The organism is Actinosynnema sp. NPDC037264 (assembly GCF_055603705.1).
The window spans coordinates 15,346-41,918 of record NZ_JBVJVK010000066.1 but is presented as its reverse complement, the minus strand read 5'-3'; the positions used below and the strand labels follow the sequence as shown (position 1 = coordinate 41,918).

Below are 26,573 nucleotides of genomic sequence, written 5' to 3'. Positions count from 1 at the left end.
CATACAACAGCGGTATGCGGCCCATTCGGCCGCACCGCCGGGAACCACCTCAGGCGCGACTCTCATCGAACGAGACTTGTGAAACAGGCGCTAGCGCGTCAGCCACTTCGGCAGCCACGACGAGTTGCCCGCCGGCAGCACGTCCACCACGACGCAGGTGATGTTGTCCGGCCCGCCGCCCGCGTTGGCCGCCTCGATCAGCGTCCGCACGGCCTCGTCACCGTCCGCGGACGCGGCCAGCAGCTCGGCGATCCGCGCCGGGCCCACCACGTCCGACAGCCCGTCCGAGCAGATCAGGTACCGGTCGCCCGCCTCGACGTCCTGGAAGAACAGGTCCGGGTCGTGCGCGCTGCCCGCCTGCAACGCGCGCATGAGCATGGACCGGCCGGGGTGCTCGGCGGCCTGCTCGGCGGCCATCCGCCCGTCGTCCACCAGCGCCTGGACCATGGTGTGGTCGCGGGTGACCTGGGTCAGCTCGCCCTCGCGGACGACGTAGCAGCGCGAGTCGCCGATGTGCCCGACCGCGAAGCGCTCGCCGTCCCACAGCAGCGCGGTGAGCGTGGTGCCCATGCCGCGCATGTCGAAGTTCTCCTCGGCCAGGTCGGTCAGCCGGATCGCGATCTCCCGCGCCGCGCCGGCCAGCTCGCCGAGTGGGTCGTCGGCGTCCACGTCGAGGTCGGCCAGCACCGCCACCGCGATCGAACTCGCCACTTCGCCGTACGCGTGCCCGCCCATGCCGTCGGCGACGGCGAACAGGCGTTCGCTGAAGTACACGGAGTCCTCGTTCGCTTCACGGCGCAGGCCGGGGTCGGTGCCGACGGCGTACCGGAGCGCATACATGCCGCACAGTGAATCACCCGCACGGGTGCCCGTGAGCAGGGCATGTCCAAATCCGGCCGGCTCTGGTCAGCGAGGACGGCCGTAGAACTCGCTCAGCAGGAGCATCGCCGCCCCCGCCGCGACCACGTCTTCACCCAACGGGGTGATCGACACGTCCACCGGCAGCCACTCGTCCTTGGGCAGCCTGGCGCGCACGCCGTCCAGGTAGGCGGCGGGTTCGGCGAGCACCGCGCGACCGGCCAGCACCACGTGGTCGATGTCGAGCAGCTGCACCAGGTCCGCCACCGCGACGCCGACCACGGACGTGGCCTCGACCAGGTCGCCCCGGGCGGCGGCGAGGTTGTGCAGCGCCTCGATGCACCCGCTGCGCCCGCACACGCACGGCGGGCCGTCGAGCTGGATGGTGGTGTGCCCGTACTCCCCCGCGTTGGTGCGCACGCCCCGGTGCACGCGGCCGTCGAGCAGCATGCCGATGCCCAGACCCGTGCCGACGAGCACGAGCACCGCGTCCCGCAGCTCCTCGCCGCGCCGCCACGCCTCGGCCACGACCGCCGTGTTGGTGTCCTTGTCGAGCACGACCGGCAGGCCGAGCCGCCGTTCGGCCAACGCGCGCAGCGGCACGTCCTGCCACTCGGACAGGCCGGTCGGGTAGTGCACCACGCCCGTGCGGTGGTCCAGCGGGCCGACGAACCCGATGCCCACCCCGAGGAGCCGTTCGCTGCGCAGGCCGTCGACCAGCCGGTGCAGTTCCGCCACGAACGTCGGCGGGTCGAAGTCGCGCGGCAGCGGCGCGACCGCGCGGTCGAGCACGGTGCCCGCGAGGTCGGTCAGCACGACGCGCAGCTCGTCGCGCTCGACCTGCGCGCCGAGCGCGAGCCTGCTGTCGGCGACGAGCTTGAGCAGGGTGCGCGGCTTGCCGACGCCCACGTTGCGCGTGCCGGACTCGACCAGCAGGCCGTCGTCGATGAGCCTGCTCACCACCTTGGACACCGCCTGTGGCGTGAGCCCGCTGCGGTCGGCCAGCTCGACCCTGGTCACCGCGCCGGATCTGGCCAAGCCGAGCACCACCGCGTCGTTGTACCCCCGCAGGAAGCGCAAGTTGGCCACGTGTCCATCATCGCACCTGGCGTTTACTACACGCCGTTGCTTTAATCACTGCCATGTCTCTCCGCACCGGACTGCTCGGCTACGGCATCGCCGGCCGCGTGTTCCACGCACCGCTCATCGCGGCGACGCCCGGCCTGGAGCTGAGCGCCGTCGTCACCTCGGACGCCACCCGCCGGGCGCACGCCGAGGCCGCCCACCCCGGCGTCGCGCTGCCGGGCACGGTGGAGGAGCTGTTCGCGCTCGACCTGGACCTGGTCGTGGTCGCCACCCCGAACCGCACCCACGTGCCGCTGGCGATGGCGGCGATCGAGGCAGGCATCCCGGTCGTGGTGGACAAGCCGTTCGCGCCGACCTCGGCGGACGCGCGCCTGGTGCTCCAGGCGGCGCGGGACCGGGACGTGCCGGTGACGGTGTTCCAGAACCGGCGGTGGGACAGCGACTTCCGCACGCTCCGGTCGCTGCTGGCCGAGGGCGCGCTGGGCGCGGTGACGCGGTTCGAGTCGCGGTTCGAGCGGTGGGTGCCGGAGGTGTGGGACAACTGGCGCGAGTTCGGCGCGCCCGAGGAGGCGGGCGGGCTGCTGTACGACCTGGGCGCGCACCTGGTCGACCAGGCGTTGGAGCTGTTCGGCCCGGTGTCGACCGTGTACGCGGAAGTGGACCTGCGGCGGCCGGGCGTCGAGGTCGACGACGACGTGTTCGTGGCGTTGACGCACGCGAACGGGGTGCGTTCACACCTTTGGGCCAGTTCCGCCGCGCCGGACCACGGGCCGCGGTTCCGCGTGCTGGGCTCGGCGGGCGCGTACGTCTCGCACGGCCTCGACCGCCAGGAGGACGCCCTGGACGCCGGCAAGCCGTTTGAAGATTTGTCGACAAATGGCCGGTTGGGCGTGCTGGACGACGCGGAGGAGGTCGTCGGTTTGCCCGGCGCCTACTCCGAGTTCTACCGGCTGCTGGTGGCCGCGCTGACCGAAGGCGGCCCGCTGCCGGTCGAGCCGGAGTCCGCCGTGCGCGCGCTGGACGTCATCGAGGCGGCGTTCGCCTCCGCCCGGACCGGACAGGTGGTGTCGCTGTGAGCTTGCTGGAGACGTTGGCCGAGCAGGAGTCGCGACTGGTGTTCACGTCGTTCGACAACGACGTGGCGCTGGCGCTGGGCGCGTTCCTGCTGGCCGCCGCGCGGGAGCGGTCGCTGCCGGTGACGATCTCGGTGCGCCGGGGGCAGCAGCGCCTGTTCCACGCGGCGCTGGCGGGCACGTCGGCGGACAACGACGAGTGGATCGACCGCAAGAGCCGCGTGGTGGACCGCTACGGGCAGAGCTCCTACCGGGTCGGCGAGGCCTTCCGGGCGAGCGGCAAGACGTTCGAAGCGGACTCACGCCTCGACCCCGACCGCTACGCCGCGCACGGCGGCGTGTTCCCGGTGAACGTGGCCGGTGTCGGCCTGGTCGGCACCGTCGGCGTGTCCGGCCTGCCCCAGGCCGAGGACCACGCGTTCGTCGTGGAGCAGGTGGAGAAGTTCCTGGCCACCACCGGGTAGACCAGGGCGCGGCGGCGCCGCCCGGTCGCCGCGCTCTTCCCCACCCGACGGCCCGTCCTGCCCCCGGACGGGCCGTCGGGCGTCACTTCCCCGTGCCGTCGGGGTCCGTGCCGTCGGGGTCCGTGCCGTCGGGGTCCGTGCCGAGGACGCCGTCGAGGTCGAAGCCGGCCAGCCGGTCGGGGTCGGACAGGATGTCGATCTCGACGATCCGCCCGTCGGCCACGGTGAAGCCCATGATCGAGAACAGCTCGCCGTCGATGGTGTTGACCAGCCCGGCCGAGCCGTTGACCAGCGCGGGACGCGCGGTCGCGAGGGTGGCCATGCGGTGGAACGTGTCGAGCTGCCCGGCCACGGCCTCGGCGCCGTGCAGGACCCGCATGCCGGCGAGCGCCTTGCCGCCGTCCGCGCGCAGGGTGACGTCGGGGTCCAGGACGGCGAGCAGGGCCGTGAGGTCCCCGCCGCGCGCGGCGGTGAGGAAGGCGTCGACGACGCGGCGTTGGGTGGCCGGGTCGCGATCCGGCGCGGGCGCCGCGCCCTGGACGCGCTGCCGGGCCCGGCTGGCCAGCTTCCTGGCCGCGACCGGCGTGCGGTCCAGGATCGGGGCGATCTCCTCGAACGGCAGGCCGAACAGGTCGTGCAGGACGAACGCCAGCCGTTCGGCGGGATTGAGCGATTCCAGCACCACCAGCAGCGCCAGGCCCACCGAGTCGGCCACCAGCACCTGGTGCTCGGGGTCGGCGACCTCGTCGGTGACGACCGGGTCGGGCAGGCGGTCGTCGAGCGGGTCCTCCCGGCGCTGCCGGCGTGAGCGCAGCAGGTCGAGGCAGACCCGGCCGACGACCGTGGTGAGCCAGCCGCCGAGGTTGTCGATGTCCTCGGCCTCGGAGCGGGCCAGCCGCAGCCAGGCCTCCTGGACGGCGTCGTCGGCCTCGGTCAGCGAGCCGAGCATCCGGTAGGCCACCGCTTTCAGGTGCCCGCGGTGCTCCTCGAAGCGCCGGGCCAGGAAGTCGCTGTCGTTCATGGTCACCTCTCGGGTCGGCGGTCGAACCGATGACGAACGGGACGCCCGCGATGTGACCGGCGCGGTCCGGTCACGTTCCCGGCCACCGCCGCGTCATGGCCGCGACGAAGCGGTGACACGACGATCGGAGCGGACCGGACGATGAGGGACATCGAGGTACGAGGCACGGTAGCCGAGGGTTTCGAGGGCGTGCGCGAGGAGTTCGCCGACGCGGTCGACCCCGGGGCCGGCGCCCAGTTGGCGGTCTACGCGCACGGTCGCCTGGTGGTGGACCTGTGGTCCGGCGACGGCAGCAGCGGGGACCAAGGGACCGGCGACGCGGTGACCGGCGACACCCTGACCGGCGTCTACTCCGCGACCAAGGGCGCCGCGACGTTGGCGGTGGCGCTGCTCGTGCAGGACGGCGCGCTGGAGCTGGACCGGCCCGTCGCGCACCACTGGCCGGAGTTCGCCGCCGCGGGCAAGGGCCGGATCACGCTGCGGGACGTGCTCACCCACCGTTCCGGCGTGATCGGCGTCGACGGCGGCCTCACCGCCGAGGAGCTCGCGGACGACGAGGTGATCGCCCGGCGGCTGGCCGGGCAGCGGCCGTACTGGCGGCCCGGCTCGGCCTACGGCTACGGCGGGTTCGTGACGTTCGCGATCGTGGGCGAGGTCGTCCGCCGGGCCACGGGCCGGTCGCTCCAGGCGTGGTTCGAGGAGCGGGTGCGGGCGCCCCACGGGCTGGACCTGCACCTGGGGCTGCCGGAGGCGCTGGAGGACCGGTTCCGGGAGGTGCGGCCGGGATCGGCGAGCCCGGCGGAGCTCGCCGCGTTCTGGGCGGACGTCCCGGGACCGCACAGCATCACCGGCATCGGCTACGGCCTGAACTCCACCCCGCCGCTGGACCAGGTGGCGTTCCTCAACACCCGGCGGGTGCGCGCGCTCGGCCAGGCGTCCGCCGGCGGCGTCGGCAACGCCCGCGCGTTGGCCGGGATGTACGCCGCGGCGGTGTTCGGCCTGGACGGTCGGGCGCCGTTGCTCGAGCCCGACACGCTCGACGAGTTCGCCATGCTCCACTCCACGGGTCGCGACCTCGTCACCGAAGAGGCGGGGCAGTACGCCCTCGGGTTCCAGGCGAAGGGCCTGCGCTACCCGTTCCTGAGCGCGAAGGCGTTCGGCCACAACGGGTCCGCGGGCGCGGAGTCGTTCGCCGACCCCCTCGGCGGCATCGCCTTCGGCTACACCCGCCGCCGCTTCGCCTTCGACTGGTCCTACCCCGAGCACGACCGGCTGGCCGCCGCCGTCCACCGCGCGGTCACGTCCGCGCCTCGCGACGCGTCAGTGCGGTGAAGACGACGAAATCCGAGAGGACACCTCCACGATGACCGCCATCCAGGACTCGCTCCAGTCCCGTCTGCCCAACCCCGCCGTGCTCGTGCCCGAGCTCGGGGAGCTCGCCAAGATCATGTTCCAGGCCGTCGGCAACGGCTCGGTCCCGCCGACCACCATCAGCCTGGTGCACCTGCGCGCGGGGCAGCTCGTCGGCAACACCTACCTGACCACCCTGCACACCGGCAACCTCCGCAAGGCGGGTGTGTCGGAAGAGCGCATCACCGCCGTCGCGTCCTGGCCGGACGCGCCCCACTTCACCGCCGCCGAACGGGCCGCGCTGGCCCTCGTCGAGGCGGTGCTCACCCCCAACCCGCACGGCGAGCGCGTCACCGACGACCTGTACGCCCAGGCGTCCGCCCACTACGACGACAAGGCGCTGGCCACGTTGACCATGGCGATCGGCCAGATCTGCTTCTTCATCCCGGTGGCCCTCATCGGCAAGCCGCTGCCGGGCGTCGCGCCCGCGCAGCAGTGGCGGGACTGAGCCCGCCGGGCGGTGGGGCGCCCGACCGGACGCCCCACCGCCTCACCGCGTCAGCAGAACACCTCGTTCAGCAGCTCGTCGTAACCCTCGATCTGGCCCGGGTCCGGCGCGGAGGTCAGCGAGGCCGTCATGCGGGTCTTCGTGTCCGCCGTGCTGATCACCAGGCTGTTGTAGCCCGGGATGCCGCCGCCGTGGCCCCAGACCGCCACGCCGCAGTCCAGGTCGGTCTTCTCGATGCCCAACGCGTAGCCGCCGGCGATCGGCAGCGTCGCGGTCAGCTCCCGCTGCTGCGCCGGCCGGAGCAGGCGGCCGTCCAGCAGCGCGTCCAGGAACCGGTCGAGGTCGGCCGTCGTGGAGATCATCTCGCCCGCGGCGTACGCCACCGACGGGTTGAACTCGGTGATGTCGACGACCTGCCCGCCTGCCCTGATGTAGCCGTGGGCGTGCGGGCCGGGGATGTCGGTGCGGTTGCCCGGCACGTACGTCGACCGCAGGCCCAGCGGACGAAGCACTCGCTGCTGCACCGCCACCCCGTACGGCCGGCCGGTGACCTTCTCCACCAGCATCCCGGCGACGACGTAGTTGGTGTTCGAGTACTTCCAGCTCGTGCCGGGCTGGAAGTCCAGCGGCCGCGACGTCGACATCGCGAGCAGCTCCGCGGGCGTCCACGTCTTGTACCGGATGGCCAGCGCGCCGTCCGGGCCGGGCGGCAGCGCGGACGTGTAGTTGTAGAGCCCGCTGGTGTGCTGCAGCAGGTGCCGCACGGTGATCCGGTCACCGTCCGGCAGCAGGCCGGGCAGGTACCGGTGCACCGGCGCGTCGAGCTCGATCTCGCCCTCGCCGACCAGCTGGAGCACGACGGTCGACACGAACGTCTTGGTGATGCTGCCGACCCGGAACCGGCCGTCGGTCGGCACCGGGCGCGGCGAGTCGACCTCCGCCGTGCCGGCGCGGGCGGTGAACTCGTGCCGCCCGTCGCTGACGCGGACCTGGACGCCCTGGCCCCCGGTGCGCGCCATGGCGTCCAACGCCCGCTGCACGACCTGCCGGTCGATCCGGCTCCCCCGGTCGGCCGGCTCGGCCACCGCCGTCCCCCCGATCCCCACGACCGCCAACCCCACGACGGCGGCTAACGCGATACCCCTCTTGCCCGTCACCGCGTTCCTCCCTCAGTCACGTCGCCGACCCCTTCGGCGGGTTCGAGTCTGGCCGTCCGGCGGGGTTCCCACGTCGGTCCCTGGTCTGGGAGCGCATCAGACTTTAGGCTCGTCCACCCTTAGTGGTCGGGCGTCTTCGGAACCGGTTCCGAACGGGTTACCACTAGTCCGTTCGAGTGACGCCAATGGTCTAGACCTTGACCGTGAAGTGGTCTGAACCACATCGTGGGTCAACCCTGCACTCCTTTCCTGACAAGGAGCACGATGTCCAAGATCCGATGGCATGTCACAGCGTTGTTCGTGGCGGTCGCCACGTTGGTGGTGGGGCTGGTCGTCGCGCCCGCGGCCAGCGGTGCGGGCGGCGTCTCGGCCACCTTCAGCAAGGGCTCGGACTGGGGCACCGGCTACGAGGGCAAGTACACGATCCGCAACGGCTCCACGGCGGCCCTGACGTCGTGGACGGTCGAGTTCGACCTGCCCACCGGCCACCGGGTCAGCTCCCTGTGGGACGGCTCGCACACCGTCAGCGGCCAGCACGTGACCGTGAAGAACACGTGGAACGGCAGCGTGGGCGTCGGCGGCACGGTGAGCTTCGGCTTCAACGTGACCTACTCCGGCACGTTCAGCGGGCCGGCCAACTGCAAGCTGAACGGCGCGTCGTGCGACGCCGGCGGGACCAACCCGACGACGACCACGACCACCACCACGACTACTACGACCACGACGACCACCACCACGGGCCCGACGACGACCACGTCGAACCCGCCGGTCGGCTCGCGGAAGAACCTGGGCTACTTCACCCAGTGGGGCGTCTACGGCCGCCAGTACTTCGTGAAGAACATCCACACCTCCGGCTCGGCCGCGAAGCTGACGCACATCAACTACGCGTTCGGCAACGTGCAGAACGGCCAGTGCACCATCGGTGACGCCTACGCCGACTACGACATGGCCTACACCGCGGCGAACTCCGTCGACGGCGTCGCCGACACGTGGGACACCGGCGCCCTGCGCGGTTCGTTCAACCAGCTGCGCAAGCTGAAGAAGATGTACCCGCACATCAAGGTGCTGTGGTCGTTCGGCGGTTGGACCTGGTCCGGCGGCTTCGGCCAGGCGGCGCAGAACCCGGCCGCGTTCGCCGAGTCGTGCCACCGGCTGGTCGAGGACCCGCGCTGGGCGGACGTGTTCGACGGCATCGACATCGACTGGGAGTACCCGAACGCCTGCGGCCTGACCTGCGACACCTCCGGCTTCAGCTCGATGAAGACGGTCTCCCAGGCCCTGCGCACCCGCTTCGGCGCCAACTACCTCGTCACGGCCGCCATCACGGCGGACGGGTCCAACGGCGGCAAGATCGACGCCGCGGACTACGGCGGCGCGGCGCAGTACCTCGACTGGTACAACGTCATGACCTACGACTACTTCGGCGCGTTCAACGCCAAGGGCCCGACGGCTCCGCACTCGCCGTTGACGTCCTACACCGGCATCCCGCAGGCGGGCTTCAACTCCGACGCGGCGATCCAGAAGCTGAAGAGCAAGGGCGTGCCGGCGGCCAAGCTGCTGCTGGGCATCGGCTTCTACGGCCGCGGCTGGTCCGGCGTCACCCAGTCCGCCCCGGGCGGCACGGCGACCGGCGCGGCGCCGGGCACCTACGAGGCGGGCATCGAGGACTACAAGGTCCTCAAGACCAAGTGCCCGGCCAACGGCACCGTCGCGGGCACGGCGTACGCGCACTGCGGCGACCAGTGGTGGAGCTACGACACCCCGGCCACCATCGGCGGCAAGATGACCTACACCAAGAACCAGGGCCTCGGCGGCGCGTTCTTCTGGGCGCTCGACGGTGACACGGCCAACGGCGAGCTCATCACCGCGATGGGCAACGGCCTGAAGTAAGCACCCTGCACCACCCGAAGGGCCCTGCGGGCGTCTCCCCCGCAGGGCCCTTCGCCGTTCCCCGCCCCAACGCGGTTGAATGAATTCTCGGGAGGGGAGGCGCGACGTGGACGACAGGACCGACGAGCCGGACGGGGTTCAGGCTCAGGGGGTGGCCAACCACCTCTCGGGTGCGGCAGGGCACGTGATCCAGGCGGGAGCGATCCACGGTGATGTCACCATCAACGTCCCCCAGGACGTCGCGGCGATCGGAACACCGCTGATCATCACCGCCTTCCACGACTCTCCGCGCCTTTGGGCCGACGAGTACGACCTCGTCGTCCTGGACGGGAAGCGCCCACGGCTACTCAACGTGGACGACGAGCTCCTGTTCTACGTCGAAGGGCGAGGGTCCCAGGCGGTCATCCTCCTGGCGCTGCGGGCGGTCGTGGTGACCGACAGGGAGCCACGTACCGCGTACGCGGTGCCGAAGGTCGATCCCGTCCTCGCGTCGACACGGATGCACACGCGTGACTTCCAGGTGGTCCTCGCCCCCGGCCGGAAGCTCGAGGTCGAGCCGTGTGGCGGGTGGAGCGGGAAGTTCCCGTTCACCGTCACGGCCGGTGACCCCGAGAGGTTCTCCGTCGTGGGCCGCAGCTCGGCGGGCGAGGTGCGGTGGCGGCTCGAACTGGACTGGATGTCCGGCGGGCGCCGGGGCACGGAGACGATCGACGTCGGCGGCAAACCGTTGCACTCCTACCCCAGGGGAGCGGTCGCGGACGGGCTTCCCCCCGCTCACCTGCACGACTTCCTCCTGGCCAAAGCCGATCGGTACATCAAGGACGCGCTGCGGGAGGCGCTGAGCGCGCCCGAGCCCGGGCCGTGACGGGGCCCGCGTGCCGGAAGCAAGCGGGCCCCGGACCGGTGACTAGACGGTCAGGCTCCACGAGTTGATGTACCCGGTGTCGGCCGAGTACACGTCCTGGACTCGGAGCTGCCACGCGCCGTTGCGCGCCTCCGACGAGACGTTCGCGGTGTACGTGGTGTCGATGTTGTCGCCCGAGTCGTTGTTCGACGCCTTCAGGCGGTACGCCGTGCCGTCCGGCGCGACCAGGTCGATCACCAGGTCACCCCGGTAGGTGTGCACGATGTGCACCTCCACCTGCGACGTCGCCGAAGCGGTGCCCTCGCAGCCGGCGATGGTGATCGTGCTGGTGACCGCCGCCCCGTTGTCCGGGATGGCGACGTCGGCGTCGTTGGTCGACTTGGCGCACCCGACCGGCGGGTTGCCGCCACCGCCGTAGGGGTTGGCCGCCTTCTTGGCCGCGTACATCAGCATCGGCTTCGTCTTCGGCCAGAACGTCGACGCCTGGCAGGAGTACGTCGGGAAGAACCCGGAGCACGACCCCGACGACGGCCCGATCTCCCACACGAACGACGCCACGCCCAGGTCGTCGTACACCCAGTCGTCCGTCGCGCCGGCCGCGTTGTAGAGCACCTCGCCCGGCTGCCCGTACTGCCACCCGCCGGCCAACGTCGCCATGTCCTTCGCCATGGCCCGCATCGGCGCGTCGTTGCCCGTCTTGTACTGCGTCGTCCAGCCCCACGGGAACAGCACCAGGTTCGAGTAGCTGTGCATGGAGATCACGACACCGGTCGTGTCGGCGGGCGCGGCGTCGGTGGTGCCGGTGCCGCGGCGGTCGCGGTACAGGTTGCGCCACAGCGCCTGCAACGCCCTCGTCTCGACCTCGGAGTTCGCCGACGGCCCCTTGTACGTCTGGTCGCACGGGTTGGACGACGTGCCCGCGCCGCCCCAGTGCGAGTCGGTGTTGCGGTTGAGGTCGATGCCGATCTGCGACGACGACGTGCCGGAGCAGTTCGACCCGTTCGTGGTGTTGGCGTTCTTGCGCTGGTAGCGCGGCGAGTTGCCGCCCTGCTGCACGATGTTCACGCCGTCCGGGTTCGCGATCGGCACGACCCACACCTCGGTCGTGTCCAGCAGCGCGGTGACCTCCGCGTCGACCCCGTAACCGGTGGTCAGGTGGTCGATCCACTTCCACGCCGTGTCACCGGTGGTCAGCTCGCGGGCGTGCAGCTGGCCCATCACGAAGAAGCGGGGCTTCGGCGCGGACGGGTTCAGCGCGCAGTCGCCCGCGTTCTTCTTGGTGATGCAGATGGCGCGCAGGTCGTAGCCGCCGGCGCCCTGCGTCTTCTTCCACGAGTCGCCGTAGTCGACCAGCGTGGTCAGCGCGGGGTACTGCTGCCCGACCAGGTCCAGGTGCGACCAGTGGGCGTTGATCGTGCGGTAGCCGCCGTAGTAGGTCTCGTTGATGTCGGCGGCGTCGAACGTCGGGGACTGCGACTTCTTCGCGGGTGGCTGCCACTCGGGCGCGGGCAGCACCTCGTCGATGACGGCGGTGAAACCGGCCTGCTTCAGGCCGCCGCCGGTGCTCGCGTCACCGAGCACGAACAGGTAGTCGCCGTCACGGTCCTCCAGCACGTCGAAGCCGCGCCCGAGCAGGTTCTGGGCGGCGGCGCCGAGCGGCGCGTGGACCTTGTAGACGTAGGTCGGACCGGCTTGGACGGCGACGGTCTCGGGTGCGGGACCGGCGGTTCCGGGCACGCCCCCGGTGACCACCGCCGCCGCCGCGACACCGGCCACGGCCAGTGTCAGCAGTGAACGTCTGGTCGACTTCACGGTTGTTCCTCCTAGGCAGGGTTGAGCAGGAGGATGAGGGACGGACCACCCCCTTGCACACCCGCCAATCGGCCATTGCTCAGCGTGATGACAAGGGGTTTTGACGGAAGCGGGTGAGGTACCCCGGCGCTTGGTCCGGATGGAGGAGGAGTCGTGACGGACGAAGAACTGGTCGAGCGGATCACCCGACTGGTCGAGGAAGAGCACCGGTTGGAGGGATCGCGGATCGGCGAGGGCCTGAGCGAGGGCGACGCCCGACGGCTGCGCGACCTCGAAGTGGCCCTGGACCAGACCTGGGACCTCCTGCGCCAACGCCGCGCGCGCCGGGCGGCGGGCATGGACCCGGACGGCGCCGAGCCCCGCGACCCCCGCACCGTGGAGGGTTACCGCCAGTAGTCGACGGCGTGCGTTGACTCGTCCCTTGGGGCAGCCCGCAGGGTCGTCGCCATGGAGGATGTGGCGGTGGCACGGCTACTGGGGATCGGCGAGTTCGCCCGCCGGTCGCGGCTGTCGGTGAAGGCACTGCGGTTGTACGAACGCCAGGGCCTGCTCCGGCCGGCCGTGGTCGAGGCGGGCAACGGCTACCGGCGCTACCGGGAGGACCAGCTCGTCCCGGCCCGCCTGGTGGCGTTGCTGCGCAGGCTGGACATGCCGCTCGCGGTCGTGGCCCGGATCGTCGCCGCGCCCGAGGACGAGCGCGCCGACCTGCTCGCCGGGTACTGGGCCGAGGTCGAGCACCGGATGGCCGTGCAGCGAGGCCTGGCCGCCCACCTCCGCGTCGTGTTGTCCGGAGGAAGGGGTTTGGTGGAGATGTACGAGGTCAAGCAGCGAGAAGTACCCGAACAGGTGGTCTTGACCGAGCAGCGGCACGTGCTGCAACCGGCGTTGGTGCCGTGGATCGGCGACTCGCTGGGACGGCTGCACCAGGCGGCCGAGGCCTTCGGCGGCGTGTCCGGCCCGACGTTCGTGATCTACCACGGCGAGGTGAACGACGACAGCGACGGCCCGGTCGAGTCGTGCGTGCCGATCGGCGCGGCCGAGCCGCCGACCGGGTCGGCCGCCCGGGTGGAGCCCGCGCACCGGGAGGCGTACGCGCGGCTGACCAAGGCGCAGGTGGTCTTCCCGCAGATCCTGTCGGCCTACGACGCCGTCGCCGCGTGGATCAAGGAGAACGGCTTCGAGGTCCACGACGCGCCCCGCGAGGTCTACTTCACGGACTTCGACGCCGCCGGCCCCGACGACGAGGTCTGCGACATCGCCTTCCCGATGCGCTGACGGCCCGGCCCGACCGCGCGGGAACTCACCCACCCGCGCGGTCCTCGCCTCCCGCCTGCACCGCGGCGGGCCGGCCGACTCACACCAGCCGCGCCAGCCGGTGGTCCAGCGCCGTGTGCCGGCGTCCCGCGCCCACGGTGCGGACCGCCTGCCCGATCGCCTTGCGCGACCCGACCAGCACGACCAGCTTCTTCGCCCGCGTGACCGCCGTGTAGAGCAGGTTGCGCTGCAACATCATCCACGCGCTGGTCGTGATCGGGATGACCACGCACGGGTACTCGCTGCCCTGCGAGCGGTGGATCGTCATGGCGTAGGCGTGGGTCAGCTCGTCCAGCTCGCCGAACTCGTAGTCGACGTCCTCGTCCTCGTCGGTCCGCACGGTCAGCTTCTGCTCCACCACGTCGATCGCCGTGACGATGCCGAGCGTGCCGTTGAAGACGTTCTTGTCGTAGTTGTTGCGCATCTGCGTGACCTTGTCGCCGACCCGGAACACCCGGCCGCCGAACCGGCGTTCCGGCAGGTCCGGTTTGGACGGTGTCAGGGCCTCCTGCAGCAACGCGTTCAGCCCGCCCGCGCCCGCCGGGCCCCGGTGCATCGGCGCGAGCACCTGCACGTCCGTGCGCGGTTTGAGGCCGAACTTGCGCGGGATGCGGTTGGCGACGACGTCGACCACCAGCGCCGCCGCCTCCTCCGCCTCCTCCACCGGGAACAGGAAGAAGTCCGGCATCCCCTGCACGACGGGGTAGTCGCCGTTGTTGATCCGGTGCGCGTTGGTCACCACGCCGGACTGCTGCGCCTGCCGGAAGATGTGCGTGAGCCGGACGTTCGGGATGGGGCTCTCGGCGGACAGCACGTCCCGCAGGACCTCGCCCGCGCCGACGGACGGCAGCTGGTCCACGTCGCCGACCAGGAGCAGGTGCGCGCCCGGCGCGACGGCCTTGACCAGCTTGTTCGCCAGGAGCAGGTCCAGCATCGACGCCTCGTCCACGACCACGAGGTCCGCGTCGAGCGGCCGGTCGCGGTCGTAGGCCGCGTCACCGCCGGGCTTGAGCTCCAGCAGCCGGTGCACGGTGCGCGCCTCGTGCCCGGTCAGCTCGGTCAGCCGCTTGGCCGCCCGGCCGGTCGGCGCGGCCAGCACCACCTTCGCGCCCTTGGCCACCGCCAGCTTCACGATCGACCGCACGGTGAAGCTCTTGCCGCACCCCGGACCACCCGTCAGCACGGCCACCTTCCGGCTCAACGCCAACCGGACCGCGTCGCGCTGCTTGTCCTCCAGCGACGCCCCGAGCCACCCGAACGCGCGCTCCCAGTCGACCTGCTGGAACGCCGGCATCCGCTCCTCGTCGGTCCTGAGCAGCCGAAGCAGCTGGCTCGCCAACGAGATCTCCGCCCGGTAAAACGCCACCAGGTAGATGCCCGGCTCGCCGTCCGGCATGACCTCGCGGACCACGCCCTCCTCCGCCACCAGCTCGGCCAGGCACTCGATCACCAGGCCCGCGTCGACCTGGAGGATCTTGATCGCGTCACCGATGAGCTCGTTCTCGGGCAGGTAGCAGTTGCCGTCGTTGGTCGCCTCGGACAGCGTGAACTGCAGCCCGGCCTTCACCCGCTGCGGGCTGTCGTGCGGGATGCCGACGGCCTTCGCGATCAGGTCGGCGGTGCGGAACCCGATGCCCCACACGTCGTTGGCCAGCCGGTAGGGCTCCTCGCGGACGACCTCGATCGCCTTGTCGCGGTACTGCTTGTAGATCCGCACGGCCAGGGACGTCGACACGCCGACGCCCTGGAGGAAGACCATGACCTCCTTGATCGCCTTCTGCTCCTCCCACGCGTCGGCGATCAGCTTGGTGCGCTTGGGACCGAGCTTGGGCACCTCGATCAGGCGCTGCGGCTCGTGCTCGATGACCTCCAGCGCGTCCACGCCGAAGTGCGTGACGATCCGGTCGGCCAGCACCGGTCCGATGCCCTTGATCAGGCCGGAGCCGAGGTAGCGGCGGATGCCCTGGATCGTGGCCGGCAGCACGGTCGTGTAGTCCTCGACCACGAACTGCTTGCCGTACTGCGGGTGCGAGCCCCACCGACCGCGCATCCGGATCGACTCGCCCGGCTGCGCGCCGAGCAGCGACCCGACCACGGTGACCAGGTCGCCGCCGCGGCCGGGGTCGACGCGGGCGACCGTGTAGCCGGTCTCCTCGTTGGCGAACGTGATCCGCTCCAGCACCGCTTCCAGGACCGCGTCAGCCACCGGGTCACCCTAGGACGTGCCACCGACGGCCGGCGGTCAGGGCCAGAGCAGCGGCCGGCCCCCGTACTCGCCCACGACCACGCCGCGGTCGTTGATGGCCTGGGCGAAGCCGTAGGTCCCGGACGGCACCGGCAGCAGCGCCACCTCGCCCGACGGCGACCAGCGGATCGGCCGGTTGTACCGGCTGGTCGCCGTGCCGGCGGCCGCGCCGCGGTCGTTGAGCTCCAGCACCTCGCCCGCCCCGTACCCGTCCGGCAACGCCATGACCGACACGGCGCCGTCGGCCGACCACTTCACCGGACGGCCCTTCACCTGGCCGTACGCGGCGCCCTCCGCGTCGACCGCGTGCAGGAAGCTGTGGTACCCGGTCGGCGTCGGCACCTCGCTCAGCGCCGTGCCGTCCCGCCGAGATCACCGAAACGAGCGCCGGCACATCGCCCCACGTCCGTCGCATGACCAGTCCTCCCCAGTCCGCCAGCGACTGGGAGCGCTCCCAGAATCCCCCGTTCGGCCTCCACCCACCCCAGCGCGGTCTCCACAGGACGTTCACAAGTCGCGCCGGTCACCTCCACGGCTCCCACATAGAGTCGGCCGCATGACACGCCGGATTCTGGTGGTCGAGGACGACCTCACCATCGCCGAGTCCGTGGCCGCGAGGCTGCGGGCCGAGGGGTTCGAGGTCGAGCTGGCGCACGACGGTCCGTCGGCCGTCTCGCGTGCCCGTGACGTGCGGCCCGACCTCGTCGTGCTGGACGTGATGCTGCCGGGGTTCGACGGGCTGGAGGTGTGCCGGCGGATCCAGGCCGAGCGCCCCGTGCCGGTGCTCATGCTGACCGCCCGGGGTGACGAGACGGACCTGCTGGTCGGCCTCGCGGTCGGCGCGGACGACTACCTGACCAAGCCCTTCTCGATCCGCGAGCTGGCCGCGCGCGTGCACGCGTTGCTGCGACGGGTGGAGCGGGCGGCGTCGGCGGCGGCGCACCGGATCACCGTGGCCGACCTGGAGATCGACCTGGCCGAGCGGCGGGTCGTGCGCGCGGGGGCGGAGGCGCACCTGACGCCGACCGAGTTCGAGCTGCTGGTGCACCTCGCCGAACGGCCGCGGGCCGTGCAGTCGCGGGAGCGGCTGCTCAGCGAGGTGTGGGGCTGGGCCGACGGCACGGGCACGCGCACGGTCGACAGCCACATCAAGGCGTTGCGGCGGAAGCTGGGCACGGACCTGATCCGGACCGTGCACGGGATCGGGTACGCGTTGGAGGTGCCGCGGTGACCTTGCGGTCGGCGTTCGACACGACCCTGGAACTGCTGCCGCGCCCGTTGGACCCGGTGCGGTCGATCAAGTTGAAGCTCGGGATCCTGCTGGTGTCCGCGATGGCGGCCGGGTTCACCTACTTCTGGTACCGCATCCAGTGGCTGGCGCCGGGCACCACGTTCGGCACGATCGCGATCGTCCTGGTCACGTCGCAGATCCTCGCGCACGGGATGACGCGCCCGTTGCGGGAGATGACGGCGGCGGTGCGGGCGATGCGGGCCGGTGACTACAGCCAACGGGTGCGTGCGACGGCGCGTGACGAGGTCGGCGAGCTGGCCGGTGCGTTCAACCAGATGGCGGCCGACCTCGGTGCGGCGGACCAGCAGCGGCGTGAGCTGATCGCGAACGTCTCGCACGAGTTGAAGACCCCGATCACCGCTTTGCAGAACGTGCTGGAGAACGTCGTCGACGGCGTGGCGCAGCCGGACGCGGCAACGATGCGAACGGCTCTGGCGCAGACCGAACGACTCGGCCGCCTGGTGACCGAACTGCTGGACCTGTCCCGGATCGACGCCGGGGCGCACAAGTTGGACAAGGCCGAATTCGCCTTGGAACCGTTGCTGATGGAGGTCGTCGCCGAGGCTTCGGTAGCCGCTCGAGGGGTGCGGTTCACCGTCGACGTCTCACCACCATCAGCCACCGTCTACGCCGACGAGGCCCGGCTGGCCCAAGTCGTCGCCAACCTGCTGGACAACGCCGTCCGCCACGGCCCGGCCGGCGGCGAGGTGAGGGTCTCGGCCACCGTCGGCGCGGACTTGGTGCTGGAAGTCGCCGACGACGGCCCGGGCATCGCCCCACAGGACCGCGAACGGGTCTTCGAGCGCTTCACCAGAGGCGAACGAGCGGGCGGCGGCGGCACCGGCCTGGGGCTCAACATCGCGCGCTGGGTAGTGGACCTGCACGGCGGCACCATCGCCGTGGTCGACGGCTCCGGCTGCCGAATCCGCGCCACCCTCCCCGCCACCTGCCCACCAGCTCAAGCAACCACCTCCCCCACCTGACCCTCAGCCCTTCCTCCACCTAAGGGCTTCGCCTCATCCACCGCCCCGCCTCCCCAACCCGCTAACCCGCCCCCTCACCCCCACCTGTCCACTGACACGCCTTTCCCCAACAGAAGGGCTTCGTGTCATCCCGCCGACCTGGCTCCGCCCTACCGCGCGTGTCAAGGGGGGCGCTGTTCACCGATGCCCGCACCGTCCACTGATGTCGCCCCCCTTGATACGTGTGGTAGCCCGTAGGAGGTCGGTGGGATGACACGAAACCCGACCAACAACGGACCCGGCACATCCCCACCCACCGGCCGTCATCCTGCTGATCTGCCCGTCCGGCGAGGACTCTTTAAATCTTTTAAGTCCCTTCACCCCCGCCACAAACCCCGAACCTCGAACCCCGAACCCGCGGGGCGATGACGCACGCCCTGGAGGCCCCACACCATGACCCCGATCCGCGTACTTCTCACCGGCGCCGCAGCCGGCCTGGGCGCGGCCGTCCTGCTGCCCCTCGACAAACCCGGCCTCGGCTGGTCCCTGACCGCGATCCTCGTCTTCGCCCTGCTGCGCAAGGTCAAACCGGGCTGGGCCGTCCTCTCGGTCGCACTCTTCGGCGTGGGCGCGTTCATCTCCGCCCCCTGGCTCTTCACGCTCTGCGCCATCGCCGGCTGCGCCGCCGGGTCGCTCGCGATCGCCGGGGGGCGGACCGCGCGCGGCCTCGTGTTCGGCTCGGCCGCGGTGCCGGTCGCCGCGATCAGGGCCCTGCCGTGGGTCGCGAGAGGCGTCAAAGAAGGCGGCACGCCTCGCCTGGCCCGCCCGGTCCTGGTGACCGCCGCCCTCCTGCTGGTGTTCGTCCCGCTCCTCGCCGGCGCCGACGCCCAGTTCGCGGCACTCCTCAACTCGGTCACCCCCGACGAGTCCTCCGGCCAACCGATCGTGCTGTTCCTGGCCGTCGGCCTCGGCACGGTCGGCGCGGCCTACCTCCTCGTCTCCCCACGGCAACCGGACGAGCGGGGCGACCTGCCCCGCACGGTCGCGCGACGTGACTGGGTGCTGCCCGTCGGCGCGTTGGTGCTGCTCTTCGCCGCGTTCGTGGCCGTCCAGATCAACACTCTCTTCGCCGGTGACGAGCACGTCCTCGTCACCCCCGACCTCACCTACGCCGACTACGCCCGCAGCGGCTTCTGGCAGCTGCTCGCCGTCACCGTGCTCACCCTCGGCGTGATCGCGGTCGTCGCACGCCTGGCCCGGCTCGACTCACCGACCGACCGCAGCTGGCTGCGCGGCCTGCTCGGCTCGCTCAGCGTGCTCACGCTGGTGATCGTCGCCTCCGCCCTCGCCCGCATGTGGCTCTACCAGCAGGCCTACGGCTTCACCGTGCTGCGGGTCCTCGTCTCCGCCTGCGAACTGTGGCTCGGCGTCGTCTACCTGCTGGTCCTGGCGGCCGGGGTGAAGCTCGAAGCCGCGTGGCTGGCCCGCGCCGTCCTGGGCACGGGGTTCGCCGCGCTGGTCGGGCTCGCCGCGCTCAACCCGGAGCGGTTCATCGCCGAGCGCAACGTCGACCGCTACCAGGCCACCCAGAAGATCGACATCCGGTACCTCGCCCGGCTCTCCCCCGACGTGGTGCCCGCCCTCGCCGAACTCCCGGCCGACCTGCGCGCGTGCGCCCTGCAGTTCTACTACGTGGACAACGACGACTGGCGCTCGTGGAACCTCGGCCGTCAGCAGGCCCGGGACGTGCTCCCGCAGCTCAAACAGGGCGACTGTGAGCCGTGATGTGCTCGGTCACCAGGCGCGCCACCTCGTCGGCGTGGGTGATCTGCACCCAGTGCCCGGCGTCGATCGCACGCCGCCGCACGTCCGACGCCCACCGCTCCACATCTTCGCTCACGCCGGCGGTGACGTACTTGTCCCGCAACGGCTGCACCACCTGCACCGGCACCTCGGTCCGCCGCGCGCGGGGTGAGCGCAGCCGCGGCACGAAGTTGGCCCGGTACAACGCGATGCCCCGCTCGCCGTCGCGCACGATGGTCGGCGACACGTGCGGCGTCACGCCCTCCAGGCGGTGCGCGATCGCCTGCCAACGCGGGCCGATCACGTGCTTCCACAACAACGGCGCGACGAACGGAAGGTGGAACACCAGGATGTACCACGAGTGCAGCAGCTGCTTGAGGTGCCTGCCGGTGGGCCGGCGGCGCATCCAGTGGCCGACGTGGTCCAGGCAGGGCCCCGAGATCGACGTGTACGAGGCGATCGGCGCGCCGGGCGTGGTGACCGCCTCCCACGACTGGATCGAACCCCAGTCGTGCCCGACGACGTGCACCGGCGCGTCCGGGCTGACCGCCGCGATCACCGCGAACAGGTCGCGCGCCAGCTCCGGCAGCCGGTAGGCGGCCAAGCCGCGTGGCGCGGACGAGGCGCCCGCGCCGCGCACGTCGTACGTGACCACGTGGAACTCCTCGGCCAGCAACGGCACGAGGTCGTCCCACACCCGGTGCGTGTCCGGGTAGCCGTGCACCAGGACGACGGTCGGCGCGGACCGGTCCCCCTCCTCGAACACAGCGAGCCGCACGTCTCCGGACTCCACGATCACCGTTGCCTCCGAGAGCGCTTTACTACGCCTGCGTAGCTTTGTGAAAGCTACGCCACCGTAGCAATATGGGGCGGTGAGCACAACGCGCCGCAAGTACGCACCCCGGCTGCCACCGGGGCAGCGGCGCGACCAGTTGCTGGACGGCGCGCTCGACCTCATCGCCTGCGGCGGTTTCGACGCGCTGACCATGGAGGCCGTGGCCCGGCGGTCGGGCGTGACCAAGCCGGTGGTCTACGAGCTGTACGCGAACCGGGCCGAGGTGATCGCCGCGCTGCTGGACCGCGAGGCCGAACGGGCCACCGCGCAGGTGCTCGGCGCGATGCCGACCACGGACTTCGGCGACCGCTCGCCGGAGGACGTCTACACCGACACCGTGCGCGCGTTCATCAACGCGGTCGTGGCGTCACCGCAGCGGTGGCGGCTCGTGCTGCTGCCGCCCGAGGGCACGCCGGTCGAGTTCCGGCAGCAGGTCGCCGTCGTGCGGGCGCAGGTGTTGGCGCACGTCAACGCGCTGGCCGAGCTGGGGCTGAAGGCGTTGGGCAGCACCGGGCTGGACGCCGAACTGCTCGGCCACACCATGCTCGCGCTGGCCGAGATGGCCGGCCGGCTGGTGATCACCGACCAGGAGCGGTTCACGCCGGACCGGCTGGTCGCGTTCGTCGGCCAGGTCGCGCACCTGCTGCCGACGGGCGGAGCGGCGAGTGGCGAACGTCCCACATTTCGCTCGGACGGCTGAACCGGCGCACCAGTGGGTACGCACCTCGGAACGCCGCTGCACACCCCTCGAACCCGGAACGTCGCTGGAAACCCCTGGAAACCCGACGCTTGAAAACTGACGCTGGAAACCTCAACCACTGGGAGGTGCCCGTCCGTGCTGGTCGCCGTGCTCACGTTCGCCGGCTCGCTGCTGGTCGCACTGCTCGCCGTCACCCTCGTCCACCGCGTGGTCCGCCGCATCGGACGCCGCTCCGCCCTGTTCGCCGGGCTGGCGCGGCACGCCCACCGGCCCGCGCTGGCGGTGGCGGTGCTGGTGGCGGTGCAGTTCTCCCTCGGCGTGGTGGCGCGCGGCGACTGGCGGCCGGTCGCCCTGCACGCGACCGGGATAGCGCTGATCCTGGCCGGCGCGTGGCTGCTGGCCGCCCTGCTGGTGGTGATCGAGGACGCGACGCTGGCGCGCATCCGGGTCGACGTGTCGGACAACCGGCACGCCCGCCGCGTGCACACGCAGATCACGCTGGTCCGCCGCGTCACCGTGGTCGTGGTGGGCGTGCTGGCGGCGGCGACCGTGCTGATGACGTTCCCCGCCGCCCGTGCGGCCGGGACGAGCCTGCTGGCCTCCGCCGGTGTGATCGGCGCCATCGCCGCGCTCGCGGCGCAGTCGTTGCTGGGCAACGTGTTCGCGGGCGTGCAGATCGCGTTCAGCGACGCGTTGCGGCTGGACGACGTCGTGGTCGTGGAGGACCAGTGGGGCCGCGTCGAGGACATCACCCTCACCTACGTGGTCGTGCACCTGTGGGACGACCGGCGGCTGATCCTGCCCACCGCCTACTTCCTCAAGACGCCGTTCGAGAACTGGACGCGGACCCAGTCGGCGCTGCTCGGCACGGTGGAGCTGGACCTCGACTGGACCGTGCCGGTGGAGGAACTGCGGCAGGAGCTGCGGCAGGCGCTGGAGACGAGCGACCTCTGGGACGGCCGGGTGTGCGTGCTCCAGGTGACCGACGCGGTCGGGTCGTTCGTGCGAGTCCGCGCGCTGGTGAGCGCTTCGGACGCCGGGCGGCTGTGGGACCTGCGGTGCGTCGCGCGCGAGCACCTGGTCGGCTGGCTGCGTGCCCGGCACCCCGGCGCGCTGCCCCAGGTCAGGGTGCGCGACCTGCCGCGCGCCACGACCACCGCGCCCGCACCGGCGGCCAACGGCTCATCGGACAACCGGGTCTTCGGCGAGAGCGCGGACGGCCAGGAGCGCGTGCAGGCGTTCAGCGGCCCGGAGCAGTCGACACCCGCCCAGCCGCGCTGACCCCGTGCAACCGCACTGACCTCCCGCTCCGTCCTGGTGGCAGGATCCGCCGCAGGAGGACGCATGCGAAGACTCGTCGAGATGACCGGGCTGGTACTGGCCGGACTGGTGCTGGCGGGCTGCGCGCGGCAACCCGCGGACACCGGTTCGTTCGGCACGGAACCGATCACCACCCCCGTCGGCGTATCGTCGCTGCCCGTGCCGCCGCCCAAGCTCAGCCCCCGGGCCAAGACCGCGTTGGAGCAGGCCAGGCGCGACGGCGCGCGGACCGTCGGGCTGACCGTCTCCACCGAGCCCGGCAAGGCCGACGAGGTGGCCGCCGCCGTGGACCGGCTCGGCGGGACCGTGGAGACCACCGACGCCACCATCGGCTACGTCCGCCTCACCGTCCCGGTCGAACTGGCCGAGGAGGTCACCTCCGTCGAGGGCGTCAGCCGGGTCGACGTGGACGAGCCGCTCTCCAACATCGACCCCACACCCTGACCGAACGCGGGTAGAGGTCACCGCACCCGCCAAAAGCTCAGGGCCACCCCCGCGCCGAGCGGGAATGGCCCTGAGGTCTTCAGGCGGGTGGCGTCAGGCCACGTTCCGCAGGATCACCGCGCCGCGGCCGACGATCGCGCCTTCCGAGGTCTGCACGGTCAGCTCACCGCGCAGCACCCGGCCGGCGCCGGCCTGGCCACCGGCCGTCACCGTGGCGGGGACCGTCCAGGTCTCGCCGGCGGTGCGGTCGGAGTCGGTGTCGGTCGCCACGACGGAGCCGAGGCCCGCGGCGGCGAACAGGTCGATGTAGTCGTACTCCGTGGTGCCCGCGGGCACCTCGTAGCCGTCGACCACCACCCGCCACGCGCCGGCGGCGGGGTTGTTGATCGTCACCGACTCCTCGGAGTCGCCGTCCGCCGCCTGACCGGCCAGCACGCAGGTGCCGGTGGTGCAGTTGTAGACGAACAGGTCGAGGTCGGCCGACACGTCACTCGTCTTGCCGATCGTCGCGCGCAGCGACGTCGAGCCCGGAGCCACGGTCAGGTCGTACTGCTGGACCGCCGCGTTCGCGATGGTCGGCCGGTCGATCCGGGCGCTGGACAGCGAACCGCCCACGAGCTTGCCGGTGAACGCGGCCAGCGAGTTCGTCACCGTGTACTCCCGGTTGACCGGCGTGCCGATGACGGCCGACTCGATGGTGTCCGGGTTCGGGCTGACCGTCGTGCCCAGCACCGACGCGGTCACCGAGTACGGCGCGGCGTCGGCGTCGGAGGTGCGCCGGGCCTCGACCACGATCTCCCACACGCCCGGCAGCGGGTTGCTGACCGTGCGGCTGGTCGGCGAGCCACCGGCACAGCCGGCGCCCGCGTCGGGGTTGTAGCAGTTGGTCGAGGACGTGGTGTCGAACGGCACGCCGTACGGGTCGTAGCGCAGGAACCGGACCTGGCCCTTGCCCGCCTCGGCGCCGCCCGCCGCCATGTCGACCTTCAGCGCGCTGGTGCCCGCGGGCACCTTCACGAAGAAGCTCTTCGACTGGTTGCGCGCGATCGTGCCGGTCTTGGTCACCGCGTACTTGCCCGCCGCGGTGAACTCGTCCGCCGCGAACACGGTGTTCAGGGTGAACACGTCGATGCCGCGGGTGCCCGGGTTGTCGAGCCGCAGCACGGCCGAGTGCGCGCCGGCCTTGGTCGGCTTGACCTTGACGTCGAACGTCACCGGCTTGTTCAGCGGCAGGCTGACCAGGGACTTCGACGAGAACGTGCCGTCGTTGCCCTGCCAGTTCACCAGGAACTGCTGGTTGCGGTCCGGGCCCGTGGTGCGGGTCAGGGTGTAGGTGCGGGTGTACTCCTTGCCCACGACGACGCCCTCGCGGTCGTGGATGCCGACACCGGTGTTCGGGGTGGCCAGCAGGCCGGACAGCGCGGTGTTCACGGTCACCGAGGTGCCGACCGCCTGCGTCTCCGGGTGCGCGTTGAGCTGCGTCCACGCGCGCTTGGTGTCGAACAGGCCCGCGCCCTGCTCGTACGCCTGGAGGGTGGAGACCCACTTGGCGCCGGACTGGATCGCGTTGCGCAGCGCCGCGACCGGCGGGCGCTCGCCGTTGTGCTCGGCCTTGTACGCGCTGATCAGCAGCGCGGCGGCGCCGGTCGCCTGGGGCGCGGCCATCGACGTGCCGTTGAACATGGCGTAGCCGGCGGGCAGCTCGTAGGTGCCCGCCACCGGGCCGGGCACCTGCCACTGCGGCACGGTGGAGATCGCCGAGCCGGGCGCGACGATGTTCGGCTTGAAGCCGCCGTCCTCACGCGGACCGCGCGACGAGAAGCCGTGCAGGCCTTCCTTCTGCGTGGTCTTCGAGCCGTAGTTGGACAGCCAGGTGTCGGCGGTGATGTAGGAGCCGACGCTCATCGCGTCCGTGGACACCGACGGGTCGCCGACCGTGTTCGCGCCCGCGCCGCTGTTGCCGGCGGAGATGAACACCTGCACGTTGTACTCGGCGATGGTGCGGTTGTAGAGCTCCGCACGCGCGTTGTTGCCGTCGTTGAGCGCCGGCAGGCCGCCGATGGAGATGTTGACGACGTCCGCGCCGTTGCGCGCCGCGTACAGCAGGCCGTCGATCAGGCCGCTGTTGGTGCACGACGGGGTGGACAGGCAGACCTTGACGGCCATCAGCTTCGCGCCGGGCGCGGCGCCGGCCATCTTGCCGCCGAACATCTTGTTCGCCGCGGTGATGCCCGCGACGTGCGAGCCGTGGGCGGCGGCGGAGATGCCGAGGTTGACCCACGCCGTGCCGGCCGCGTCGTAGTTCGACTTGTCGGTCTGCACCACGAACGCCACGGTGTCCAGCACCGGCGTGGCCGGGTTGTCCGCGCCGAAGTGGCCGACGTCCTTCTTGTACTTGTAGTCGATCATCGCGGTCTGGTCGGTGAAGTCACCGTCGCCGTCGGTGTCGACCCGGACTTCCTTGGTCGTGATGTCCTGCAGCACGCCGAAGGAGTCCACGCGGTCGCCGTCGCGGTTGATGTCGCCGCCGGTCTCGCTGTTGGCCGCGGCCAGGTCGCCCGCGGTCTCGCGGAACAGGCCGAAGCTGAACGGGCCACCGGCCGCGGGCGCGGTGTAGCTCGCGCCGCTCACGGTGAACCTGCCGTTGTAGCGGCCGGAGACCTGCAGCCAGGTGCCGTCACCGGAGTTGGTGGCGTTGGCGTTGTACCAGTCGACGATCTTGCGCTCACCGGTCGAGGTGGTCGCCAGCGCCGGGTGGTCCAGGTCGATGCCGGAGTCCATGATGGCGATCGTCGTCCCGCGGCCGTCCCACTTGGGGTGCTCGTCGGTGAACTGCGCCGCCTTGGTGTCCTGCGTCGGCATGTACGGGTTCTTCTTGGGCGTCGACTTGCCCGGCGCCGTCTGCGGCAGCGGGGTCGTCGCGCCGTCCGGGCGCGGGTTGTCCAGGACGACGAGGCCGTCGACGTCCACCGAGTTCACGGACGCGAGCTTGGCGGCCTTCTCGGCTGAGTCGCGCGGCACCGAGACCTTGAGGTAGTCGACGTCGCGCTCGGTGGACTCGACCACGCCGCCGAGGGCCTTGAGGTCGTTGGCGGCGGAGTCCAGCTTGCCCTCTTCGGCGGCGACGAGGAGGGTGACGTTCGCCTGGCCGGCCTGCTCGGCCTGGGCGATGCGCTCCCGGTCCTGCTTGTCGAGCTGCTTGTCCGCGGGCGCAGGCGCGGAGGGCGCTTCCTGCGCGACGGCCGAGCCGGCGGCGAAGCCGAACCCAGTGGTGCCCAGCACGGCGGCCAGCAAGGCCGCACTGGTGCGGTGTCTCCACCGGCTTCCTGAGTTGATCACGGCGCAAAACCCTTCGTGGGGAAAGATTGGCGCAAGCACATCTCCCCGGCACCCGGGTAACAATCGGACGAACAGACCAATAGAAAAGTCCACATTGGACTGAACGGTCTATTGCGCGAACACGCGAGAAGTGCCGCAGAACACCGGAACGGCCGCGACAGCTCCAGTCAAGAGCCGACCGGCCCGAATGTCAAACACTGTCAACGGTGAACCACCCGCCAAGCGTGGAAATCCGT

General features: G+C 71.3%; 23 protein-coding genes. 14 read left to right on the top strand and 9 right to left on the bottom strand.

Features of this window, described 5'->3' with window-relative positions; all coding sequences use genetic code 11:
• Positions 1 to 90: 90 nt before the first annotated feature.
• Both ACZ7GX_RS39035 and ACZ7GX_RS39030 read right to left on the bottom strand, forming a co-directional pair.
• Positions 91 to 840: a PP2C family protein-serine/threonine phosphatase gene (locus ACZ7GX_RS39035; protein WP_498784659.1), complete on the bottom strand. Its 750-nt coding sequence runs from the start codon at positions 838 to 840 to the stop codon at positions 91 to 93.
• Between the two features lie 66 nt (positions 841 to 906).
• Positions 907 to 1,947: an ROK family transcriptional regulator gene (locus ACZ7GX_RS39030; protein ID WP_498784657.1), complete on the bottom strand. Its 1,041-nt coding sequence runs from the start codon at positions 1,945 to 1,947 to the stop codon at positions 907 to 909.
• A 53-nt stretch (positions 1,948 to 2,000) separates the two neighbouring features.
• Here ACZ7GX_RS39030 and ACZ7GX_RS39025 point away from each other — a divergent pair, with 53 nt between their 5' ends.
• Together ACZ7GX_RS39025 and ACZ7GX_RS39020 are read left to right on the top strand one after the other, a co-directional pair.
• Positions 2,001 to 3,020, top strand: a complete 1,020-nt coding sequence (locus ACZ7GX_RS39025) for a Gfo/Idh/MocA family protein (protein WP_498784655.1) — start codon at positions 2,001 to 2,003, stop codon at positions 3,018 to 3,020.
• Positions 3,017 to 3,481, top strand: coding sequence for a heme-degrading domain-containing protein (locus ACZ7GX_RS39020; protein ID WP_498784653.1), 465 nt, complete (start codon positions 3,017 to 3,019; stop codon positions 3,479 to 3,481). The genes ACZ7GX_RS39025 and ACZ7GX_RS39020 overlap by 4 nt, the downstream gene beginning before the upstream one ends.
• 82 nt (positions 3,482 to 3,563) lie before the next feature.
• Here ACZ7GX_RS39020 and sigJ read toward each other — a convergent pair whose 3' ends face one another.
• A complete protein-coding gene (gene sigJ, locus ACZ7GX_RS39015) occupies positions 3,564 to 4,502 on the bottom strand; it encodes an RNA polymerase sigma factor SigJ (RefSeq protein ID WP_498784651.1) in 939 nt (312 codons plus the stop codon).
• 141 nt (positions 4,503 to 4,643) lie between these two features.
• Here sigJ and ACZ7GX_RS39010 point away from each other — a divergent pair, with 141 nt between their 5' ends.
• Both ACZ7GX_RS39010 and ACZ7GX_RS39005 read left to right on the top strand, forming a co-directional pair.
• Positions 4,644 to 5,834: a serine hydrolase domain-containing protein gene (locus ACZ7GX_RS39010; protein WP_498784649.1), complete on the top strand. Its 1,191-nt coding sequence runs from the start codon at positions 4,644 to 4,646 to the stop codon at positions 5,832 to 5,834.
• A 31-nt stretch (positions 5,835 to 5,865) separates the two neighbouring features.
• Positions 5,866 to 6,360: a carboxymuconolactone decarboxylase family protein gene (locus tag ACZ7GX_RS39005; RefSeq protein WP_498784647.1), complete on the top strand. Its 495-nt coding sequence runs from the start codon at positions 5,866 to 5,868 to the stop codon at positions 6,358 to 6,360.
• 50 nt (positions 6,361 to 6,410) lie between these two features.
• Here ACZ7GX_RS39005 and ACZ7GX_RS39000 read toward each other — a convergent pair whose 3' ends face one another.
• A complete protein-coding gene (locus ACZ7GX_RS39000; protein ID WP_498784645.1) occupies positions 6,411 to 7,517 on the bottom strand; it encodes a serine hydrolase domain-containing protein in 1,107 nt (368 codons plus the stop codon).
• Between the two features lie 264 nt (positions 7,518 to 7,781).
• On the opposite strand from ACZ7GX_RS39000, the gene ACZ7GX_RS38995 reads away from it, so the two are divergent.
• Both ACZ7GX_RS38995 and ACZ7GX_RS38990 read left to right on the top strand, forming a co-directional pair.
• Positions 7,782 to 9,407, top strand: coding sequence for a glycosyl hydrolase family 18 protein (locus ACZ7GX_RS38995; RefSeq protein WP_498784643.1), 1,626 nt, complete (start codon positions 7,782 to 7,784; stop codon positions 9,405 to 9,407).
• Between the two features lie 106 nt (positions 9,408 to 9,513).
• Entirely contained in the window at positions 9,514 to 10,272 is a 759-nt protein-coding gene (locus ACZ7GX_RS38990) for a hypothetical protein (protein ID WP_498784641.1), read from the top strand.
• A 42-nt stretch (positions 10,273 to 10,314) separates the two neighbouring features.
• Here the strand turns inward: ACZ7GX_RS38990 and ACZ7GX_RS38985 are convergent, their stop codons facing one another.
• A complete protein-coding gene (locus ACZ7GX_RS38985) occupies positions 10,315 to 12,084 on the bottom strand; it encodes a M14 family zinc carboxypeptidase (protein ID WP_498784639.1) in 1,770 nt (589 codons plus the stop codon).
• A gap of 153 nt (positions 12,085 to 12,237) precedes the next feature.
• Here ACZ7GX_RS38985 and ACZ7GX_RS38980 point away from each other — a divergent pair, with 153 nt between their 5' ends.
• A complete protein-coding gene (locus tag ACZ7GX_RS38980) occupies positions 12,238 to 12,480 on the top strand; it encodes a DUF2630 family protein (RefSeq protein WP_498784637.1) in 243 nt (80 codons plus the stop codon).
• A gap of 66 nt (positions 12,481 to 12,546) precedes the next feature.
• Positions 12,547 to 13,359 carry a MerR family transcriptional regulator gene (locus tag ACZ7GX_RS38975; RefSeq protein ID WP_498784635.1) on the top strand — a complete coding sequence of 271 codons (813 nt, stop codon included), beginning with the start codon at positions 12,547 to 12,549 and terminating at the stop codon, positions 13,357 to 13,359.
• 79 nt (positions 13,360 to 13,438) lie between these two features.
• Here ACZ7GX_RS38975 and recD2 read toward each other — a convergent pair whose 3' ends face one another.
• Both recD2 and ACZ7GX_RS38965 read right to left on the bottom strand, forming a co-directional pair.
• Complete coding sequence (recD2, locus tag ACZ7GX_RS38970) at positions 13,439 to 15,604, bottom strand: SF1B family DNA helicase RecD2 (RefSeq protein WP_498784633.1); 2,166 nt, start codon at positions 15,602 to 15,604, stop codon at positions 13,439 to 13,441.
• A 36-nt stretch (positions 15,605 to 15,640) separates the two neighbouring features.
• Positions 15,641 to 15,985 carry a hypothetical protein gene (locus ACZ7GX_RS38965; RefSeq protein ID WP_498784630.1) on the bottom strand — a complete coding sequence of 115 codons (345 nt, stop codon included), beginning with the start codon at positions 15,983 to 15,985 and terminating at the stop codon, positions 15,641 to 15,643.
• Between the two features lie 214 nt (positions 15,986 to 16,199).
• Here ACZ7GX_RS38965 and ACZ7GX_RS38960 point away from each other — a divergent pair, with 214 nt between their 5' ends.
• The 3 genes from ACZ7GX_RS38960 (at position 16,200) to ACZ7GX_RS38950 (ending at position 19,681) form a co-directional block, all read left to right on the top strand.
• Positions 16,200 to 16,874: a response regulator gene (locus ACZ7GX_RS38960; RefSeq protein WP_498784628.1), complete on the top strand. Its 675-nt coding sequence runs from the start codon at positions 16,200 to 16,202 to the stop codon at positions 16,872 to 16,874.
• Positions 16,871 to 17,917 carry a HAMP domain-containing sensor histidine kinase gene (locus ACZ7GX_RS38955; RefSeq protein ID WP_498784626.1) on the top strand — a complete coding sequence of 349 codons (1,047 nt, stop codon included), beginning with the start codon at positions 16,871 to 16,873 and terminating at the stop codon, positions 17,915 to 17,917. Before ACZ7GX_RS38960 ends, ACZ7GX_RS38955 begins: the two co-directional genes overlap by 4 nt.
• Positions 17,918 to 18,349: 432 nt before the next feature.
• Positions 18,350 to 19,681, top strand: coding sequence for a DUF4153 domain-containing protein (locus tag ACZ7GX_RS38950; RefSeq protein ID WP_498784624.1), 1,332 nt, complete (start codon positions 18,350 to 18,352; stop codon positions 19,679 to 19,681).
• On the opposite strand, the gene ACZ7GX_RS38945 is transcribed toward ACZ7GX_RS38950, so the two are convergent.
• Positions 19,656 to 20,477 (bottom strand): alpha/beta fold hydrolase, encoded by an 822-nt coding sequence (locus tag ACZ7GX_RS38945; RefSeq protein WP_498784622.1) that lies wholly within the window; start codon positions 20,475 to 20,477, stop codon positions 19,656 to 19,658. The genes ACZ7GX_RS38950 and ACZ7GX_RS38945 overlap by 26 nt on opposite strands.
• A gap of 94 nt (positions 20,478 to 20,571) precedes the next feature.
• Between ACZ7GX_RS38945 and ACZ7GX_RS38940 the strand changes: the two genes are divergently transcribed.
• From ACZ7GX_RS38940 to ACZ7GX_RS38930, 3 genes are all read left to right on the top strand, one after another.
• Positions 20,572 to 21,234, top strand: coding sequence for a TetR/AcrR family transcriptional regulator (locus ACZ7GX_RS38940; RefSeq protein WP_498784620.1), 663 nt, complete (start codon positions 20,572 to 20,574; stop codon positions 21,232 to 21,234).
• A gap of 135 nt (positions 21,235 to 21,369) precedes the next feature.
• Positions 21,370 to 22,515, top strand: a complete 1,146-nt coding sequence (locus ACZ7GX_RS38935) for a mechanosensitive ion channel family protein (protein ID WP_498784618.1) — start codon at positions 21,370 to 21,372, stop codon at positions 22,513 to 22,515.
• 63 nt (positions 22,516 to 22,578) lie between these two features.
• The gene (locus tag ACZ7GX_RS38930; protein ID WP_498784616.1) at positions 22,579 to 22,998 is read left to right on the top strand and encodes a hypothetical protein; all 420 of its coding nucleotides are present in this window, start codon (positions 22,579 to 22,581) and stop codon (positions 22,996 to 22,998) included.
• 93 nt (positions 22,999 to 23,091) lie between these two features.
• Here the strand turns inward: ACZ7GX_RS38930 and ACZ7GX_RS38925 are convergent, their stop codons facing one another.
• On the bottom strand, positions 23,092 to 26,337 hold the full coding sequence (locus ACZ7GX_RS38925) for a S8 family serine peptidase (RefSeq protein WP_498784614.1): 3,246 nt from the start codon (positions 26,335 to 26,337) through the stop codon (positions 23,092 to 23,094).
• Positions 26,338 to 26,573 lie beyond the last annotated feature (236 nt).

What these genes read in the sequence shown, in the direction of transcription:
- ACZ7GX_RS39010 (WP_498784649.1), top strand. Translation starts at nt 4,644, where the DNA reads ATGAGGGACATCGAGGTACGAGGCACGGTAGCCGAGGGTTTCGAGGGC.
- ACZ7GX_RS39025 (WP_498784655.1), top strand. Translation starts at nt 2,001, where the DNA reads ATGTCTCTCCGCACCGGACTGCTCGGCTACGGCATCGCCGGCCGCGTG.
- sigJ (WP_498784651.1), bottom strand. Translation starts at nt 4,502, where the DNA reads ATGAACGACAGCGACTTCCTGGCCCGGCGCTTCGAGGAGCACCGCGGG.
- ACZ7GX_RS39035 (WP_498784659.1), bottom strand. Translation starts at nt 840, where the DNA reads ATGTATGCGCTCCGGTACGCCGTCGGCACCGACCCCGGCCTGCGCCGT.
- ACZ7GX_RS38960 (WP_498784628.1), top strand. Translation starts at nt 16,200, where the DNA reads ATGACACGCCGGATTCTGGTGGTCGAGGACGACCTCACCATCGCCGAG.
- ACZ7GX_RS39005 (WP_498784647.1), top strand. Translation starts at nt 5,866, where the DNA reads ATGACCGCCATCCAGGACTCGCTCCAGTCCCGTCTGCCCAACCCCGCC.
- ACZ7GX_RS38950 (WP_498784624.1), top strand. Translation starts at nt 18,350, where the DNA reads ATGACCCCGATCCGCGTACTTCTCACCGGCGCCGCAGCCGGCCTGGGC.
- ACZ7GX_RS38995 (WP_498784643.1), top strand. Translation starts at nt 7,782, where the DNA reads ATGTCCAAGATCCGATGGCATGTCACAGCGTTGTTCGTGGCGGTCGCC.
- ACZ7GX_RS38930 (WP_498784616.1), top strand. Translation starts at nt 22,579, where the DNA reads ATGCGAAGACTCGTCGAGATGACCGGGCTGGTACTGGCCGGACTGGTG.